This is a genomic window from Sphingomonas sp. R86520 (genome assembly GCF_042466285.1).
Classification (GTDB): domain Bacteria; phylum Pseudomonadota; class Alphaproteobacteria; order Sphingomonadales; family Sphingomonadaceae; genus Sphingomonas.
In genome coordinates, this window is record NZ_JAXHBZ010000001.1 from 3806616 (window position 1) to 3823231 (window position 16616).

At 58.3% G+C, this 16616-nt stretch carries 23 protein-coding genes and 1 pseudogene; 16 read left to right on the top strand and 8 right to left on the bottom strand.

Features of this window, described 5'->3' with window-relative positions:
* Positions 1 to 42: 42 nt before the first annotated feature.
* The 6 genes and pseudogenes from SJY41_RS17595 to SJY41_RS17620 all read right to left on the bottom strand — a co-directional run bounded on the left by SJY41_RS17595 (position 43) and on the right by SJY41_RS17620 (position 2607).
* The gene (locus tag SJY41_RS17595; RefSeq protein WP_380783505.1) at positions 43 to 480 is read right to left on the bottom strand and encodes a hypothetical protein; all 438 of its coding nucleotides are present in this window, start codon (positions 478 to 480) and stop codon (positions 43 to 45) included.
* 30 nt (positions 481 to 510) lie between these two features.
* Complete coding sequence (locus SJY41_RS17600; protein WP_380784208.1) at positions 511 to 936, bottom strand: hypothetical protein; 426 nt, start codon at positions 934 to 936, stop codon at positions 511 to 513.
* Positions 937 to 1099: 163 nt separating this feature from the next.
* Positions 1100 to 1273, bottom strand: a pseudogene (locus tag SJY41_RS17605) (helix-turn-helix transcriptional regulator); the annotation flags it as partial.
* 39 nt (positions 1274 to 1312) lie between these two features.
* Positions 1313 to 1966, bottom strand: coding sequence for an SOS response-associated peptidase family protein (locus SJY41_RS17610; RefSeq protein WP_380783507.1), 654 nt, complete (start codon positions 1964 to 1966; stop codon positions 1313 to 1315).
* A 115-nt stretch (positions 1967 to 2081) separates the two neighbouring features.
* Complete coding sequence (locus tag SJY41_RS17615) at positions 2082 to 2414, bottom strand: hypothetical protein (RefSeq protein ID WP_380783508.1); 333 nt, start codon at positions 2412 to 2414, stop codon at positions 2082 to 2084.
* A gap of 61 nt (positions 2415 to 2475) precedes the next feature.
* Entirely contained in the window at positions 2476 to 2607 is a 132-nt protein-coding gene (locus SJY41_RS17620) for a hypothetical protein (protein ID WP_380783509.1), read from the bottom strand.
* An 87-nt stretch (positions 2608 to 2694) separates the two neighbouring features.
* Here SJY41_RS17620 and SJY41_RS17625 point away from each other — a divergent pair, with 87 nt between their 5' ends.
* On the top strand, positions 2695 to 3027 hold the full coding sequence (locus SJY41_RS17625; RefSeq protein ID WP_380783510.1) for a hypothetical protein: 333 nt from the start codon (positions 2695 to 2697) through the stop codon (positions 3025 to 3027).
* A gap of 350 nt (positions 3028 to 3377) precedes the next feature.
* On the top strand, positions 3378 to 3566 hold the full coding sequence (locus SJY41_RS17630; protein WP_380783511.1) for a hypothetical protein: 189 nt from the start codon (positions 3378 to 3380) through the stop codon (positions 3564 to 3566).
* A gap of 38 nt (positions 3567 to 3604) precedes the next feature.
* On the opposite strand, the gene SJY41_RS17635 is transcribed toward SJY41_RS17630, so the two are convergent.
* On the bottom strand, positions 3605 to 4129 hold the full coding sequence (locus SJY41_RS17635; RefSeq protein WP_380783512.1) for a hypothetical protein: 525 nt from the start codon (positions 4127 to 4129) through the stop codon (positions 3605 to 3607).
* A 302-nt stretch (positions 4130 to 4431) separates the two neighbouring features.
* On the opposite strand from SJY41_RS17635, the gene SJY41_RS17640 reads away from it, so the two are divergent.
* The 12 genes from SJY41_RS17640 to SJY41_RS17695 all read left to right on the top strand — a co-directional run bounded on the left by SJY41_RS17640 (position 4432) and on the right by SJY41_RS17695 (position 11318).
* The gene (locus tag SJY41_RS17640; RefSeq protein ID WP_380783513.1) at positions 4432 to 4701 is read left to right on the top strand and encodes a hypothetical protein; all 270 of its coding nucleotides are present in this window, start codon (positions 4432 to 4434) and stop codon (positions 4699 to 4701) included.
* Positions 4702 to 4870: 169 nt separating this feature from the next.
* Positions 4871 to 5059 carry a DUF6771 family protein gene (locus SJY41_RS17645; RefSeq protein ID WP_380783514.1) on the top strand — a complete coding sequence of 63 codons (189 nt, stop codon included), beginning with the start codon at positions 4871 to 4873 and terminating at the stop codon, positions 5057 to 5059.
* 28 nt (positions 5060 to 5087) lie between these two features.
* Complete coding sequence (locus SJY41_RS17650) at positions 5088 to 5471, top strand: hypothetical protein (protein ID WP_380783515.1); 384 nt, start codon at positions 5088 to 5090, stop codon at positions 5469 to 5471.
* 84 nt (positions 5472 to 5555) lie between these two features.
* Positions 5556 to 5744, top strand: coding sequence for a hypothetical protein (locus SJY41_RS17655; RefSeq protein ID WP_380783516.1), 189 nt, complete (start codon positions 5556 to 5558; stop codon positions 5742 to 5744).
* Between the two features lie 77 nt (positions 5745 to 5821).
* Positions 5822 to 6604, top strand: coding sequence for a DUF4304 domain-containing protein (locus SJY41_RS17660; RefSeq protein WP_380783517.1), 783 nt, complete (start codon positions 5822 to 5824; stop codon positions 6602 to 6604).
* A gap of 371 nt (positions 6605 to 6975) precedes the next feature.
* Positions 6976 to 7416 carry a hypothetical protein gene (locus SJY41_RS17665; protein ID WP_332798061.1) on the top strand — a complete coding sequence of 147 codons (441 nt, stop codon included), beginning with the start codon at positions 6976 to 6978 and terminating at the stop codon, positions 7414 to 7416.
* A 352-nt stretch (positions 7417 to 7768) separates the two neighbouring features.
* A complete protein-coding gene (locus SJY41_RS17670) occupies positions 7769 to 8254 on the top strand; it encodes a hypothetical protein (RefSeq protein ID WP_380783518.1) in 486 nt (161 codons plus the stop codon).
* 104 nt (positions 8255 to 8358) lie between these two features.
* Complete coding sequence (locus SJY41_RS17675) at positions 8359 to 8706, top strand: hypothetical protein (RefSeq protein WP_380783519.1); 348 nt, start codon at positions 8359 to 8361, stop codon at positions 8704 to 8706.
* Between the two features lie 67 nt (positions 8707 to 8773).
* Complete coding sequence (locus SJY41_RS17680) at positions 8774 to 9043, top strand: hypothetical protein (RefSeq protein ID WP_380783520.1); 270 nt, start codon at positions 8774 to 8776, stop codon at positions 9041 to 9043.
* 127 nt (positions 9044 to 9170) lie between these two features.
* Positions 9171 to 9461: a hypothetical protein gene (locus tag SJY41_RS17685; protein WP_380783521.1), complete on the top strand. Its 291-nt coding sequence runs from the start codon at positions 9171 to 9173 to the stop codon at positions 9459 to 9461.
* Between the two features lie 77 nt (positions 9462 to 9538).
* Positions 9539 to 9904 (top strand): hypothetical protein, encoded by a 366-nt coding sequence (locus SJY41_RS17690; RefSeq protein WP_380783523.1) that lies wholly within the window; start codon positions 9539 to 9541, stop codon positions 9902 to 9904.
* 664 nt (positions 9905 to 10568) lie between these two features.
* A complete protein-coding gene (locus tag SJY41_RS17695) occupies positions 10569 to 11318 on the top strand; it encodes a hypothetical protein (protein ID WP_380783524.1) in 750 nt (249 codons plus the stop codon).
* Between the two features lie 675 nt (positions 11319 to 11993).
* On the opposite strand, the gene SJY41_RS17700 is transcribed toward SJY41_RS17695, so the two are convergent.
* A complete protein-coding gene (locus SJY41_RS17700) occupies positions 11994 to 12452 on the bottom strand; it encodes a hypothetical protein (protein WP_380783525.1) in 459 nt (152 codons plus the stop codon).
* A gap of 13 nt (positions 12453 to 12465) precedes the next feature.
* Here SJY41_RS17700 and SJY41_RS17705 point away from each other — a divergent pair, with 13 nt between their 5' ends.
* Positions 12466 to 12915, top strand: coding sequence for a hypothetical protein (locus tag SJY41_RS17705; protein ID WP_380783526.1), 450 nt, complete (start codon positions 12466 to 12468; stop codon positions 12913 to 12915).
* Between the two features lie 737 nt (positions 12916 to 13652).
* Positions 13653 to 16490: a PAS domain S-box protein gene (locus SJY41_RS17710; protein WP_380783527.1), complete on the top strand. Its 2838-nt coding sequence runs from the start codon at positions 13653 to 13655 to the stop codon at positions 16488 to 16490.
* Positions 16491 to 16616: the final 126 nt, after the last annotated feature.

Genomic DNA, 16616 nt, shown 5'->3' on the forward strand with positions numbered 1-16616 from the left:
CTATCTCTGACGCGATATAGTCGGGTGGATGGCGGAGGACTGTCACCATTTAAACGGGGACCAATCAGCATCACCAGAACGACGATCATGCCGCACTATTCCTACCAGCAGAAGGGCGAGCATTGGATATGCGATGTCGCCAGCCAGCCTGGCATATACGATGGGGAGAAAGAACGGGTCGTATGCCCGAACTCCATGAATGCCGATCGTCACGACTTGCAAAGCCGCAAGCCATAGGGGCCAATATCTATCAGCGCGGGCGGCGATGACCAAAAGGACCGCAAGCAGGACGCCGTCAATATATAATGCATACCAGTTGATCCCATGAAAGGTCTGGTGAGGTTCGAATGGAATTAGTGTAGTTCCGATCGTGGCACTCAATAGCGCGAGGCCGACGATCCGCTCGGGTGCCCCGCCCCGCCGTATTGCGAGCAGCGTGATTATGATTTGCACTAAATAAAATACTGCGATGCGGATCATCAGACTGTCCCCTTAAGCGCCGTCGAAAACTTAAGGGTCCTTTTGGACATCGCCATACGCGAGGGGGTCATAGCCGAGTAAACTCCCCAGCCGCTCCAACTGGCGGTGTCCGGTAGCGCTATGACTCAGCGCCGTGACTACATGCATGTTCGCGGTGCCGAAGGCGACCAGCATTTGATGTCCGAAAATCGCGGAGAGACCTGCCGTCTCGGACTCCTCGGCAAGCTCTGCCGATAAACGGCTACCGACCGCCGTTGCCATTCTAAGCAACCGCTCGAACTGATGAAGGCGGCCCACGATGGCGCGAGCGTGATCGTGTCTTTCAGCGATTTGCATTCCGGCCGGCAACGATGTCGCTAGTGGCGCGAACGCCGGCGGCGAGGGTTCCGAATCCGACTGCCGTTGAAAGTGCGAGGACGAACACCCAGCCAATGCGTCCGAGGATACCAATGTCATTGCCTAGCACTCCCTGTCGAAGAGGAAGCCGTCGCACTATTGCGGGCTGCACTTCTTCGACAGGGATTGGCAAAGGATCAAAGGCGGGGGCCACCCATTCAAAACCGCCCCCCGATAATAATGGGGCGTGAGCGGTCTCATATTTAGCGAACATCTCGGCGGCCTGTATTCTGTCCCTTGCGCCTAAAATACGAATTGCCTCGGCGCAGTAAGAGCTTACGGTCCCCGCGGATATGCCTAATATGTTGGCAATATCTTTCGTTCTCTTTCGATTGAATGTCAGCCGAAGGCAATCCCGATGCCGGGGAGATAGCTTTGAGAATGAGTCGGTGGACATGATCCGATAAGGATCAATTATTTCGAAAACACCAAGCGATTACTTGCTTCCCACTACCCTTGTCGGAAATACGGGCCCACGAACTGTCATTTGATTGGTCGGATATGGACGTTGCAATGCAACAACGTCGTCATAGCTACCGGTCAACCACCGCTCGTGGTCGTCCGGTAGCAAGATCGTGATCATCGCCTTCGGGTGGATAGGAGCCACCAGTTCGTTCGCGTCACAAGTGACCATCGCGAAGTAGCGCTGGTCACCGACCTGTCGCCAGAAGCCGGCGATGGCGAACACCGGCTGATCGGTAACGGCGAACCACATCTCCCCCTTTATCGGCTTCTTGCCGTCGCCGAGGTCGGTGGGCTCGCGCGCCCATTCGCAGAACTCAGTCAGGGGGATCAGGCACCGGTTTGCCGGATCGGTGACGAGCGAGCGCCATTGCGGCAGATGAAGCGTCCGCACGTTGGTCTGCGCAACCTTGCGACCGGCCTGCTTGGCCTGCCCCGCCAGGACGTCCCATTCCATGACGTCGAGCCCGCGGCGGTCACCTTCGTGCCGCACGACATAGGCTCGACCGAACGGGCGCAGCTCCTTGGGGTCAAACCGGTTGTCCATCGGCTTCGGGGCCAGCCATTCCGCGCCGAAGCGCTCGGTAATTGTCTCCGGCTCACCACTGAACCTCGCTCGGTTACACATCAGAACATTCCTACGACCGTCGCCACCGTCGATACGGCACCCGCAACGAGAAGCGCGCCAACGAACGCAAACTCGATCTTCATTCCCAGCGACGTGGGTTTGTCGCGTTCGCGCTTCACTCGCCGAGCGCCCGGCGTCGAATTTCGTCTAGGAGCGTCTCGGCCCCCAAGTCACCCACCTCACCCCCGGTCTGCTGATACGCTCCTAGAAGTTCGTCATCGTTCGCGCTGGCGATCACGCCTTCGGTTTGCGATCGAAACGTGTCGACTTCCTCGGCGGCGGCTTCTGCAGCGTCGTTTGATGATAATTCACCGGCCGGCAGGTCCGCTGCCGGCGCCATCGCCGCAGCTTGCTTGAATATATCGAAGGCCTCCGCTGCTTCGTTGCGTTGCGCGATCAGCGCGCGAAGCTGGCCGACAAGGTCGAACTGCGAGGCGGTGTTTTCCATCGCCTCAACCTAAGCCCGCTTTGTTGGTCCGCGCAATATGCCGCCGCTGCACGTCGATGGTTCAGGTGTGGATCCGCCCGACTGCGGCGCCGATCGCGATCACGGCAAGGATGATCGTCCAGCCCTCCCAGGTTCGCGGCGTCCAACCGATGCCCACGATCTTGGGCTGAAACCATTCTCGAGGGTGGTTCATGACGACTCCGATACTGGCGAGACCAATCGGCCACGCCTTTCGCTTCCCGGCCTCGCGCAATACATGTCACGAACGGAGGACGCCAGCATGCCCGCGGACATCATGAAGGTAGACGACCAAGCCAAAATCGACCTCTTTCAGGAGATCATGCCTATCGTCATGCAGTACCTAGCGGCAAACTCGGCCAACCAGGCACTGATCGCCGACGACATCATCGACTTCTTCGCGCTTTCGATTGCGTCGGTTATCCAAAACGACACGAACCTGACTACCCAGCAGCTACAACGCAAAGGCGTCGAGGCGGCAGGCAAACACATCGCGCACTGGGTCCGGCTCCTGAAGGTGGATCACGAACAGCGCGGCGCGTCGCTGCTGGCGATGACAATGGGTGCGGTCGCGTCCAGCGAGACCGAGCAGTAGCGTGTAACTCAAACCCGGCGATGCCGATCAACCCAACATTAGGTTAAAGCGATGACCTAACCTATGACCGTGACATGAAGCCCAGCAGGTTCATTTCGCATTATGAACGACAGCTTGGGCGATCGCTGACGATCTGCGAGCTGGACAGCGTCAACGAGGCTCGATCAACGAGCACAGGCAAGCGGGATACGGTCAAAGCTATGCGGCAAGCCCTCCTGGTCCTGACTCCTGGAGCCCGGCCGGGTTACCGCGATCTGGACCCGGTGTAATCGGCTCAACGCAGATTGTTGACGCGCTGGCGGCGGCGGGGCAGTTTCTTACCGCCCGGTCTTCGGGCAGGAGAAAGCCAGATGCGTAACCTGCTGTTCGCCGCCGCCTCGCTGTCGTTGCTAGTCAGCGCTCCCTCAATGGCTGCGCCATGCAAGGACGCCAAGGGGCGCTTCACCAAATGTCCGAAGGCGCCGGCCAAGACGGTTCGGTGCAAGAGCGCGAATGGCAAGTTTGCGAAGTGCGGCACGGCTGGCGCCAAGCCTGTCTGAACAAACTGGCGCGGGCATACCGACCCGCGCCGGTTCGATTACTTCTCGATGATGACCGGCGCCGCTACCGGGACCACGGCGGCGGGAGCTACGAGCATGGGCGCAGCGGGCCCTGTGAACGCAACCGACACGTCCTCGTCGATGAAAGCAGTGACAGGGGTGCCCAGCGGTATGTTCGCGCTGGTTCCAGTCATGAAGAACCCTGCGATCGGGATGATGACAAGCGACCCAACAACGGCCGCGGTCCCTGTAGTGCCCTTATCGTCCAGTTGGCCGGACATCCGAATCTGTCGACCGTTGGCACGAACGTAGATCACACGACCGTTGATACGACCCGACTTGCCCCACATGCCCTTGTTGCGGACCTCGGTGACTTCGCCGGTGGCAGGGCTGCCGGCCGGTATCACCACGTTGCCGTCGATCATCACGTTCTCAGCCGTCTCGAGCTGGAAACGCTGCCCGACCTTCAGTTTCTTGCCGAGCGTAGTCAACGGTTCGCTCATCTTAAGCGGAACCGAGGTGCCAGCGCGTAACGTGCCAGAGGTCGTTGCTGCGGTGGTCACCGGCGCTGTCTGCCCCTGAACCGCAGGCGCAACCATGATGAGCGCACACGCGAACGCGCCAACTGTAAATTTCATTGAAATAACCCCATCTGATTCGGCCTCCCCAGGCCGACAAGCAAACCGAAGTCTTTCTAATCTAAGGGGTCAATCAAAACCCAAACCGATCTGGTTATTTGTATTTAAACGACATATTCCTCACGAACATGGATTAAGTATGCCCCTCACCGTTTAGCGTGGCGGAACAAATCACTCCCACAGGACTTCAAGCTGCTTAGTTCAGAACGAACGACAGGGGGTCGAAAATGACGAAGGCATTCGTTATCGCGATGGCAGCTGGGCTTGTCTCGCTGTCGGCATGCAACTCCAGCCCACGCGAGCAGGCAGCCGATAACATTGAGTCCAACACCGAGGCTGTCGCAGACAACCTGGAAGACGCTGCGGACAACGTGAGCAACGAAGCGGCCGAAGCGCGCCTCGAGAACAAGGCCGATGCCGTCCGTGCAACTGGTCAAAACCAAGCTGAAGATATGCGGACGAACGATCCCGACACCAACCTGTCGAACGGTATCTAGTTTCACGGGACAGAACGAGCCGCTCCCAAACACAGCTCGAACTGGAGGGGCACCTAGGGAAACCTAGGTGCCCTTTTCGTTTAGCCGCCCGCCATGAAAACGTGCCGGCGCCGATCGAGGCGGAGTTCGCACGACGCGGCCTGTCGCCCCACGCTATGGCGTTCGTTTGATGGCGAGCGCGATCACCGCGGAACGTATCGCGGACCTGATCAAGCAGGCTCCGGTTGGGCTTGTGGGGCTCACGGTGCAGCAGGAGCGGTTGCGGGCGGACGCGCGGCGCGAAGTTGCCGAACACGTCTACAGCGCTCTCTACCGACCAATGGATGTTGAGGCGGGGCAGCTTCGTTTGCCGCTGTAGACAGGCGATTGTCCGGTCCGAGATCATCGTGGCAGAGGGCACTGGCAAATATTCTGCCAACCCGGCATGGTTGGGCATGGAAGAAATCGAGAGCTTAGACGGCGACGACGATTGGGACGGTGATTTTGCGAACGACCTAGTCGGGTGCACGCTTATAGTCGGTCTGACGTATGTCGATCACGAGGACCGGTTGCTCCGGCGGGAGCAAATCTTCGGAACAGTGCTATCCGTCGAAAGACTCGCTGGCATCGTGGTCCGGCAAGCCAATAACGAGGAATTTGTGATCGCCCCGGCGCTTGAGGCTATCGAGGCGGCGAGCCCCGGCATCTACCAGTTAGCTGACAAGAATCAGGCCGTGGAAGACCCGGACTTCACCGCACTGCTTACCATACGATCACCACTCCGTAGCTAGATTGGTCTCCACCGACGTCGGATTACAGCTACCTTTCCGCCGCCGCCCGTTGCCGCTGCTCATCGCCTCCTTTAGCGTGGGCTCATGTGGACCTTCTTCCTTTGGACCTTCGCAGCTCTAGCGGCGGCGATTTACTGCCTGACCAAGGCTGTGATCGACATCCGTAGTCGAAAGTATGTCTCGGGTTTCATTGGCTTAGCAAGCGCAGCGGTATTCCTGCTCACCCCTACGCAGGTCACAACCCAGCCGGTAAAAATTGATTTGCCTGCGTAAATTTTACGTCTGCTCACGCCCAATAGCGGACCTAAGGCGTCTGGCTTATGGTTGCTTGAACGGCACGGAGAAATCTTATGGCGAGCCCGCGATCATTCGCCGATTTAGTAGCCGCGACAGCACGGCAAAAACTTGCAGCGGCGAACGCGCGGCAAAATCCAGATGTCGCGGCGGAGAAACCGCGTGAGGCAATTTTTCACGGCCTTCAAATGGTAGGTGATGCAATCGCCGCAGACGGTTTTTCGTTCACGCGCTCCGGACCAAAGTTTTCCCAAAAGTCCGGCGACCTAACCTTCGAGATTACTGTCCAGTCTGACCGCAACAACGTGGCTGGACAAAGGGCTGCGATATGGGTGCATGTCGGTGTTTATTCCAAGTCTCTAACCGCTTGGCGAAAGAATCACCCGAGCGACTGGATACGGCCAAAAGCGTCATTCCCGATACCTGTGTTTGGAAACCAGCTAGGCTATTTGTGTGATCCTGCCGGTTGGGTGGAATGGGACTTCGCAGATAAGACGAAGCGACGTTCGGTAGCCGATGATCTCATCACTTCGATACGAGTTGGCGCGTATCCGCTCTTTGCAATATTTCAGGGTGCGATCGAAGGCGTAGCGGCACTATCCGATCAAGACTGGCCTCCACAAGAGGGCGTTTTGAGCTATATCTTATCACTTGGGCGCGCGCCTCTAGCGACCGATTCGCTGCGAAATCATCTCGACAAGCGGCCAAAGTTTCGGCGCGACTTTGAGAAATTTTATGAGCAATTTTCACAAATGGGGCTTCCGCCCTACCGAACTGCCATACCGCATGACCTTGCCGCCTTCGCGGTAGCCACCGGTTTGACATCGAGCGGCAGCTAACCACCAGTTTTTGCCGTTCTCGCTCCCTTCGCAGTCGGATGACGGCTCCCGCCCACTAGCGGACATACAATCTCGCGCTAGGGTAGCGCATGAACGCCTCCACGATTGCCGGTCTCGTAGTTTTCACTTTCCCTGCGCTCGTCATCGCGGCTGGGCTCGCGTCAGGTAATGTCTTTTCAATTTGGACGTTGATACGAACCGCCGCTCGGCTCCGGTTACGTTCTGGGCTGTAACCGGAATGTGGGCGTTAATCGCAGGTTTTGGGTTGATTGTCGTTTTCGTCAATTGGAACAGATAACTGCTTTCCTACCCATCCTGGTCATTCCTTTCGCCCAATAGCGGACATGGCTCGCGTCGCGTAGAAGGGCATCATGACCGCCGAACTGACATTGCGTTACGAGTTTAGTTCTGATCCCGACGACGACTTCGGTTGGCTAGCGGTATCAGTCCAGACGGATGCGTTCACCGGTCGTGGTGGGTTCTGGGTGCAATGGCAAAACGTCAAAGAGATGGCTCCGAAGCTGGATGCCTATCCGTTCTCGCCCGCGAACCCATTCGTCGAGGAGTGGGGGCAGTGCAACGGCGACGGCTCTAATTATGAAGTCATCATCGGCATTTCGATTTTGCCCGCGAACAAAACCGGCGACCTTGATGTGATCGTTCGCATAGCGGATCATCACGATACGCGACGGCAATGTCAGGCAGTGTTCCGAACAAATTATTCCAACACGGCGAACTTCGCCGTCGAACTAAAGGCATTGATGGATCGGCAGCGAGCCGAAGCAGTGCTGCTGGGACGGAACGTCGGCTAACCACCAATCCGGGTCGTTTAGGTGTCGTCTCCGAGAAGATCGGGTTCTAGTTCCATAGTCGAGCCTTTAAGGCGTGTCCTCGCACAGGCCGAGTGGGCATAGACTGCCTGCCACGGGTCATCGTCGCTCTTTGATCCCGCGTCCCAGCGCCAGAGGTTCTCGACCACAATCATCACGGCGTGGGCATCGGCAGTCCGGTCGATGCCTACCCCGCAAAACCAACATTGATACTCTTTCATGCGGGGATGATGGCCCGTTGTTGGCTCCATAGCAATGTCCGCTTCCCTCTCCATTCCGGCCATTCCGCTTCCGCCCGATTGCAGATGGGGAAGATGACTGGCAGCATGATGTCATGATCGCTGCCTTTATCCTCCTCGCCAGCGCACCCGTGTCGGGCTGCGATCTAGCTCACATCAACGGAGCCCGTGCTGTCCATGAAGCGCTCGGTCAGCGTGCCGTGAAGATTATGGCGGCTGCGGCTGCAACCAGTCCAAAGGCCGACGCCTTACTAAGCGATTTAGTCGACGAATCGGCTAGCTTCAATCTGATCATTGGAGACGTGGGGTCGCCGAATGCAGGTATAGCAGGTGCTCGGTCAATCGCCCAAACTATCAAGGCCGACGAGTTCCGGTATCTTGGCTGGGATTATATGGACCTTCCTGCTGACGGATGCGGAAAACAATTGATCACCGTGGATTTTATAAACAACCATGACCAGCGCATTTCTCAGATGGAATTTACCTTCCAACAAGCGCGCTTGATCGCTGCAAAGGGTTGGCAGCACTCATTTGAAAGCGGGCCGCTGCCTGCTTTCGAACCGGATAGGAACGGCCGCTGACCTCTCCATTCCAGCCTTTTCCGCTCACGCCCACGAAGCAGACGCAAGGCGCCAAATACCTATTCCTGATTGCGGACGTTCGGTCATCGTGACAGCATCGCTTTATGAACATCAAGATCGTGCGCCGGCCCGCTGGCGAGGCTCCGGAATGGGTCAGAGACGAGTGGATTGGATTGTCGCTGCCGCTGACCTCAAAGCGCGAGCGCGAGCGCGAGTGGCGAGGTTTGGGCGTACTCACCGGGCCACGAGGCTGGATTCTCCAATTGTGGGCGTTGCTCTCTGGCAAGAGTTTCAAGGTGAAGGGCTATGCGGTAAACGCAAAGACCGCGGTCGATCAGTTAGCCGACCGTAGTCCGAGCGCCGCAGCATGGTGGCGAGAACATACACCGCATATGCTAAGAGGAAGGCGCTACTTCGTCTTTGATACTGCCTCATGCGAGCGAAAGCCCTGATGAGATAGGCAGCTAGCCGACATCCGCGCCCGATTTCCGCCGTTCGTCATCAAGGCATTATATCGAAATGACGATCACGCCAGCCCTCCTTGCTCAGTTGCCGCTGCCCGACGTCCGTGCGGTGATCTTCTACAAGCGAGATGAAATTACGACGGATTTGATATGCTGCGATGTCGAGGTCGCGGGGCATGTGTGGTCGTTTCATGAGGAAGCGGCGGGCTGGCCAGACCTGATCGCGCATCTATCCGCACTGCCGGGCTTCCGTGCCGACTGGTATGAAGCCGTGGTCAGCCCGCCGTTTGCTACAGCGAAGACGATTGCGTTCGACCGGCGGTGATCGCCCAATTGCAGACATTCAATAGGCGTGCGACCAGCCTCTAATGACCAGAGCTGATCAGCTTCGAAACATGGCCCCACAGCTTATTGCGGATGTCCGCCTACGGTCTTTCGTTCAGCATTGTTAGATGACGGATCGAAAGCCCTTCCATGCCTTGATGACAGAGGTTTGCGTGGAACGCGGTTGGTGCGGATCGGTCGTCGATGACCGCCCAATGCACGTCACCGATTTCCTGCCTGACAGAGGAATGGTGACGGTCGATCAGTTCGTCGGGTGGCTGTTCGAAGCCGATGGCGTTGATCCGAGCAAAGACCTTCCAAAATGGCAAAAGCACATCGATGGGCTTCGCGATGCGTTCATACGCCACATGGGCAGTAGCTCCGTCGATGTCGAACGTTTAGCGTGGTTCGACAGCTAACGCCCATTGTCGGCCTTTCAGAGCCAGTTCCACGGTTCCTAATTGCGGACCTTCGTTCAGCGATGCACTCTGCCTCTATGGAGCATGCGACCCTCGTAGAATTTTTGACCTGCGTTCTCTCGCCGGAGATGCTGGTTGATGAGATCACTGCCGAAGTGAATGCCTGCGAAGCTGCCTTCCAAGCGGGGGAGAACGGCTACATCCTCATCACTGATGGTCCGCCCGTCGAGGTGACGAGAGAAGGCGCACGGCGACTGCTCACGGCTATAGCCGATGGGCGATTGCCGTTCCAACTCGCGAACTACGTCGCAGATTGCATCATCATGAGCGACGACTTCGACTTCGCGGACGATGCCGTTCGGGACGCAATTAACTTCTTAGAAGATGACAGTAGACCACCCACGCGCGATGAAACGATTGAGGCATTGGCGAAGCTCGGCTGAAGGTCGGCTTTCGAAGCTTTCTGCTCAAAAGCCGACTGTCCGTAGTCCTCTCCATCTCAGACATTCAGGTACCAACCGCGGCGGATACCCCATCCGCCGCAGCGGACCATACCCCGCACAAGACCAACGTTTGTTAGCAGCGTACAGTACGTTGTACCCCATCGATACCCCGCTCCGGCCGCGACAGACGGCCATCTACATCGAAAATGGATTAGTGGATCGCACCGCCCGCCCAAGGCATTGATATATTGCAATTTCTGCTCGAAAACTTTTTGAGGTCGAGGCATCTCGAGCAATTCGTTCGCGAACGGCCTCATTTTTACCGAATGGTTCAATATGAAACATGATCGAACTCGGCTGTTGACTTAGCAGCAGCAACAACGTTGGGCGGAGAAAACCAGGGGTAATTATGAAGCGTACGATTGGCTCTATTTTTCTTACACTTGTACTCTCGTCTTGTGGTGGCGCAGATAATGGGGGCGCTCCGATTGCCGTAGTACCAACACCAACTCCCTCTCCCACCCCTGCACCAACTCCCGCTCCGTCACCTACGCCCAGCCCAACGCCAACGCCAACGGCCTCCACGTTCGCGGATCTTCGCGGAAACGTTCAGTTGAATACATCCTGTGGCGCTTTTCAAAGTATTGGAACCAATCCGCCTCAGGTGACCGGAATTTCTGGATATGGCGAGGGCAAACAGTTCAGCTACGATCCGGATACTCAATCGATCCGCTCATTGGGTGATGGTGGGTATACAGCGAGTGAAGTCCCGAACTTCGTAGCCGCTGACATTTCACAGACAACATCTGATCTGACTCGCTGGACGAAATCATCTGGATCATCGTTAACACTTCTGCGGCCGGCCGGCGCAGAAAATTATACCCGTCTTATTGACTATGTACTACCGGGCGATGGAAAGAGAGACCGGGTTCGCGTTTTATGCCTGACCGGCATCCCTACTCTTTCATCTGCGTTGCCGACTTCGGGTTCGGCGACATTCACGCGAACGTCGGTGGCTGGCACAGCCTACTACGTAACGGGACTATTCGACAACAGGACCGTCACAGAAATGAGTCTTGGTCGAAGCACGCTGTCACTGACAATTGATTTTGGGCGACGACTGGTCACGACCAACATGGAAATTATCGGAACGCCTGTCACGGGCGGCGCGGATATGCGGCTCGGTAGCGTCCAGGGGACCGTCACCTTTGACGGCGATGCCAAGGGACTTACCGTGACAACGCTGGATGCAAAGCCGGCCGCATATGTAGCGGCCGCCGGTGTTTCCTTCGGTCCGCAAGCGCAGGAGGCCGGACTGGTTCTCCAGTTTTCCGGTGGTGCAATTTATTCAGGTGGTCCAGCGAGCGCATCGCGCTCTGTAGATGTGATCATCCTAGGCGCAGCCGGTAAATAGCTTAGCTTGGGACACATACTCTAACGTACTTTGCAGCGGCCTAGGTTAGCCGCCAATTTTGAAAAACCGTTGCCGGGTAAAACGACGCCGACACATTGCTGACGGCGTCGCGCCCCCACTTCGGCCGATCAAACAAAAATAACGGCCTCATGGCACCGAGCTGTGCGGGCGGGGCGGGGCCCCGGCTTGCGACCGACGAGTTACGCCCAGCAACATTCACGCGGCGGAGACACCCTCCGCCGCAACGGCCCCCGCCCCGCAGCAATACGCGGTTTCCCCAACTTCGTATTTCGCCATGTACCCCGGCGATACCCCAAACAGGCCAAGCGATCAGCCGAATTAGATCGGAACTGAACCATGTCGCCTTGGGTCCGGTCACGCCCAGTTGTCGCCATCCAATGACAGTTCTAGCGTGCCCGAAAGCGGACGCTTGAAGGAGCTACATGAACGACATGCATCCGATAGCTGTGCTTGCCGCAGGAACCGTGTTGCTGGTCGCCGCATGCATCGGCACGTTCTACTCAGTTCTAGCCGTGGGCGTAAGCGACGGGCCGGGTCATTTGACTGCGCAATTCATGCTAGCTGTGTGTGTCCTCGCCGCGCTGGCTGCGTTGCTCCTTATCGGGCGTTCGGCACGAGCACTCTGGACCCGGCTCTGATGGGCTATAACGCCCACTAGCGGACGTTAGGCGCAACCTTGAAGAGATGTAAAAGCTGCCGTTGACCGTCCCAGTTCGGGGGCGGGTCGTTCGGTGAGGCCCACAGCGCCGATCCGTGCCAGCCCTTCCGGTAACCGCGCAGCGCATTGAGAACATCCGTTGCGGAACTCGCGTCGTCGTCGTCATACCCCGGCTCCCACATGCAGCACGGACAAATTACAATACGCTCTCCGCCATGCTCGAAGTAGGCTGGGTTAAAGGAAAAGCCGGGATAGCCGCATGCAGGACAGAGCAGCATTCCTTGCTCGTCGCGAATATTGAACTGAATCATGCCTTCCATCAAGTAAGGATAAGCACAAGAACGGCGCAGTTCTAGCGAAATGACCGGTAAGCGGACGGTCTGCTTTCCTTCCCATTCCGGCCATGCCGCTTCCGCCCACTTTCGGACAATCGCTCCGCATTGTAGCACATCCAAAAGGAGACGTTCGTTGCCCGCAACCGCTCGACCTTTATGGATTTTGACAGCATTCTTAATCGCTGCATTTCCCGCCCTTAATTTCGTCTACTGGCCTCAGGTACTGCGCTCGGGCCAGTTGCCGCCCGATGGCGATAGTATTGGCATACCGATGTATGGGAGCGTTCTGATTGCAATCATCGCGTCACCGTTCGTAATCGGTATCGCTGGTCTTTGCCTGCGACGATACAATCGGCCAGTTCGCCTGACCGCCTACAGGCACGACCGACCTTTGCGAAGCGCTCTGGCGACGATCCTGTTTGGCGGTGCCAGCGTCGTCCTGATGCTCGGCTCAATTGCCGAGTTAATGCATCAGCTCCCGTGGTACGAATATCTATGGCCAGCCTACACAGTATTCTGGGTGCCATGGCTGTTCGGCCTACGCGCCGCCTTCATAGAGCAGAACACCGTTGTTGTCGGTTAGGCGTCCGAGTCCGCCTATACGCCAATCCTGCCGAAAGCAGCCAGTCCGCTTTCCTCTCATCTCCGACATTTCAAGAGGCATGCGCATCGGAGCGAGGCGACCTGTCAGCCGCTCCCCCGCAGGTATAGCGCAGGTCGACTTTTCGGCTTTTCCCAAGCCAAAGCACTTTCGCTAGGAAGCGGCCGATCGACGGTCTCATGCCAAACTGGGAAGCAGCTGGGTGCCGCCGCTTAGGCAGGGGGAGATGTCAGATAAGCACATGTAAACGTTCGCTTATTCCCGGTGCGTCACTAGCCTTCGTAATGCGGGGGTCACAGGTTCGAGTCCTGTAAGCGGCACCACCATACAAAAATCGCCAGTGAACCAACCGTTTAGGCCACGGTCCCTAGCGGATCGTCGCACAACGGTGTCGCACACACCTGTCCCCGAACCTCCCTCAAGTTGCTCAGATCGTTCAGTTTCCTATGCTCTGAACTGTCGCGCACGCATGTCGCACAGAGGGCCAAGCGGGGTATGGCGTCGAGGCGCAGTTGATCAGTATCGAGTTCTCGCCTCCGAGACCTGTGCTCGGTTGCCACGTTGCAATGGTTTTGTTCGCTTGGGTTGGCGCCGGCGCCGAACGCGCATCGTTCGAACACGGTTTGCTGCGCGGATTGACAGAACCGGCCTGTTGCAGATTGCCAGTTATCCACTAATCCGCTCGATCAAGCACCCGCATCGGTCCTAAGGTTAGATCATTGGTTAATTTGGTAAAACTGAACGATCGGGAGACGATGCGGCTTGCGGCGCTGGAGCGCTACGAGGTGATGGACACACCGCGCGAAGCGTCGTTTGACGATCTTGCAGGACTGACGGCGAAACTGCTCGAGGCGCCTATCGCAGTAATCAATCTGATCGGTGAAGGCCGGCAGTTTTTCAAGGCCGAGGTTGGACTGGGTGTGCGCAGCACGCCGCTTGAAAGTTCGTTTTGCGTCAAAGCGCTTCTCGAGGACGACTTTCTTCTGATCTCCAACCTTACCCTTGATGGGCGGTTCGAGTGCAATCCGCTGGTGAGCGGCGATCCGCATATCCGATCCTATGCCGGCGCCTTGCTGAAGACGGGCGAGGGCCTGCCGATCGGGACACTTTGCGTGCTGGACCATCGTCCGCGGGAATGGACCGCGCTTCACCAGGAAACGCTTCGTGTCTTGGCACACCAAGTCATGGCGCAACTCGATCTGCGATTGACGATCAAGGACCGAGATCGCCGATACGATGAGGTCCGGGAAAGCGAGGATCGGTTCCGCAACATGGCGGATCATGCGCCGGTGATGATGTGGGTGACCGACCCACAGGGCATCTGTACGTATCTCAACCGCCAGTGGTACATTTTCACCGGGCAAACACCGGCCGAAGCGGAGGGACTGGGTTGGCTCGACGCGACCCATCCGGACGACAGGGCGGAAGCTGGACGCATCTTTCTCGAGGCCAACGCTGCGGCGGCACCGTTTCGCCTCGAGTATCGCCTGCGCTGCGCCGACGGGTCATACCGTTGGGCAATCGACGCGGCGTCGCCGCGGTTTGGTCAGGATGGCCAATTCCTCGGATATATCGGTTCGGTCATCGATATCGACGAGCGTCGCACCGCAGAGGACGCGGTCAGGCATGCGAATGCACTTCTGGCGGCGGTGATGGATGCGGTGCCGGGGGTCGTCTATGCCAAGGATCGCGCGGGTCGGATGCTGGCCGCCAATCGGGGGACGGCCGAGCTGGTCGGCAAGCCGTTAACGGAGATCATCGGGCGAACCGATCGCGAATTCCTCGAAGATCCCTCTCAGGCGGCCGCGGTCGAGGTCAATGACAAGCGGATCATGGCCGAAAACGTCGTCGAGGTCCTGGAGGAAGACGTCAGCCGGCCCGACGGAACGTTTGCAACCTGGCTGTCGACAAAGGCGCCTTTTCGCGATGCCGATGGTATTGTGATCGGACTGGTTGGATCGTCGATCGATATCAGCGAACGCAAACGGGCCGAGGATGCACTCCTGCACCTGAACGAGACGCTCGAAGACACGGTCGTCAAGCGCACGGCGGAACGCGATCGGATGTGGGAAACGTCGCCCGATCTCATGCTGGTCATCGATTTCGGCGGCGTGGTTCGCCGCGTCAATCCGGCGTGGACGGCGATGTTGGGGTATAACGCGGCGGCGCTGGTCGGGCATCACGTCAACGAATTCGTGCTCGAAGAAGACCATCCCCGCACAGTCGAGGCGTTGCGCCTTACCGCCGATGGCGAGCGGCCGGATGTCGAGGTGCGCTATCGTCACGAGGACGGATCGGTTCGCTGGATTTCCTGGGTTGCGGCACCGGCCGGCGACATGACCTATGCGACGGGCCGCGACGTCACGGCAGTAAAGGAGCAGGCCGAAGCCTTGGCGCAGGCGGAAGAGCAGCTTCGCCAGGCGCAAAAGATGGAAGCGGTCGGGCAATTGACCGGCGGCCTGGCGCACGACTTCAACAATCTGTTGACCGCCGTGACCGGTGGGCTGGAGCTGCTCGGCGCCAAGCTCGCAAAAGGCGAGTACGACAAGGTTGATCGTTACATCAACATGGCACAGACCGGCGCCAATCGCGCTGCCGCGCTGACCCAGCGCCTGCTGGCGTTTTCGCGCCGTCAGACCCTCGCGCCTAAACCGACCGATGTCGATCGACTGATCGCGGAGATGGAAGAGATCATCGATCGCACATTGGGGCCCGCGATCGAGGTCAAGGTCGTCTCCGCCAACGGTCTGTGGCCGATCCTGGTCGATGCGCCGCAGCTCGAGAATGCGTTGCTGAACCTGTGCATCAACGCGCGCGATGCGATGCCCGAAGGCGGTCAGCTGACGATAGAAACGGGCAACAAGGCGCTCGACGCACGCGCCGCGGCGGCACAGGATCTGCCACCCGGCGACTATGTGTCGCTCTGCGTGACGGACACGGGAACCGGCATGGAACCCGAGATCATCGAGCGCGTGTTCGACCCGTTCTTCACGACCAAGCCGATCGGCGAAGGCACCGGACTCGGCCTGTCGATGATCTACGGGTTTGTCCGGCAATCCGGGGGGCAGGTCCGTATCTACTCCGAGGTAGGGCAGGGGACGACGATGTGTCTTTACCTGCCTCGCCTCGTCGGCGTGCATGATCTCGACGATGCGCATCAGTCACCGGAGACGCGGCACCGTGCCCAGCAGGGACAGACCGTTCTGCTCGTGGAGGACGAAATCGCGATCCGCGAACTCGTCAGCGAGATTCTCGGTGACGCCGGGTACCGCGTCCTCACTGCCAGCAATGGGCCGATGGGCGTCGCCATCCTTCGGTCGAACGAGCGCATCGATCTGCTCGTCACCGATGTTGGCCTGCCCGGGGGACTGAACGGCCGTCAGGTAGCTGATGCTGGCCGTGTCGCCCGGCCCGACCTGAAAATACTGTTCGTCACCGGCTATGCCGCCAACGCGGCCGTGGGGGCAGGTCATCTGGACAAAGGGATGGAGGTCCTGACCAAGCCGTTCAACATCATCGAACTCGAGCGGCGGGTCGGAGAAATGATTTCTCGCTGAAAGGTGGTCGAGACGGTGGACCCGAATAGATGGAGCCGGCACGGTTGAGGCTGGCAAACCGTTCCTGAACGTCCGCAACTGGCTCGTCGCAGCCCCGAGGCGCCGCGCCGCGCGCGCCGCGATCGT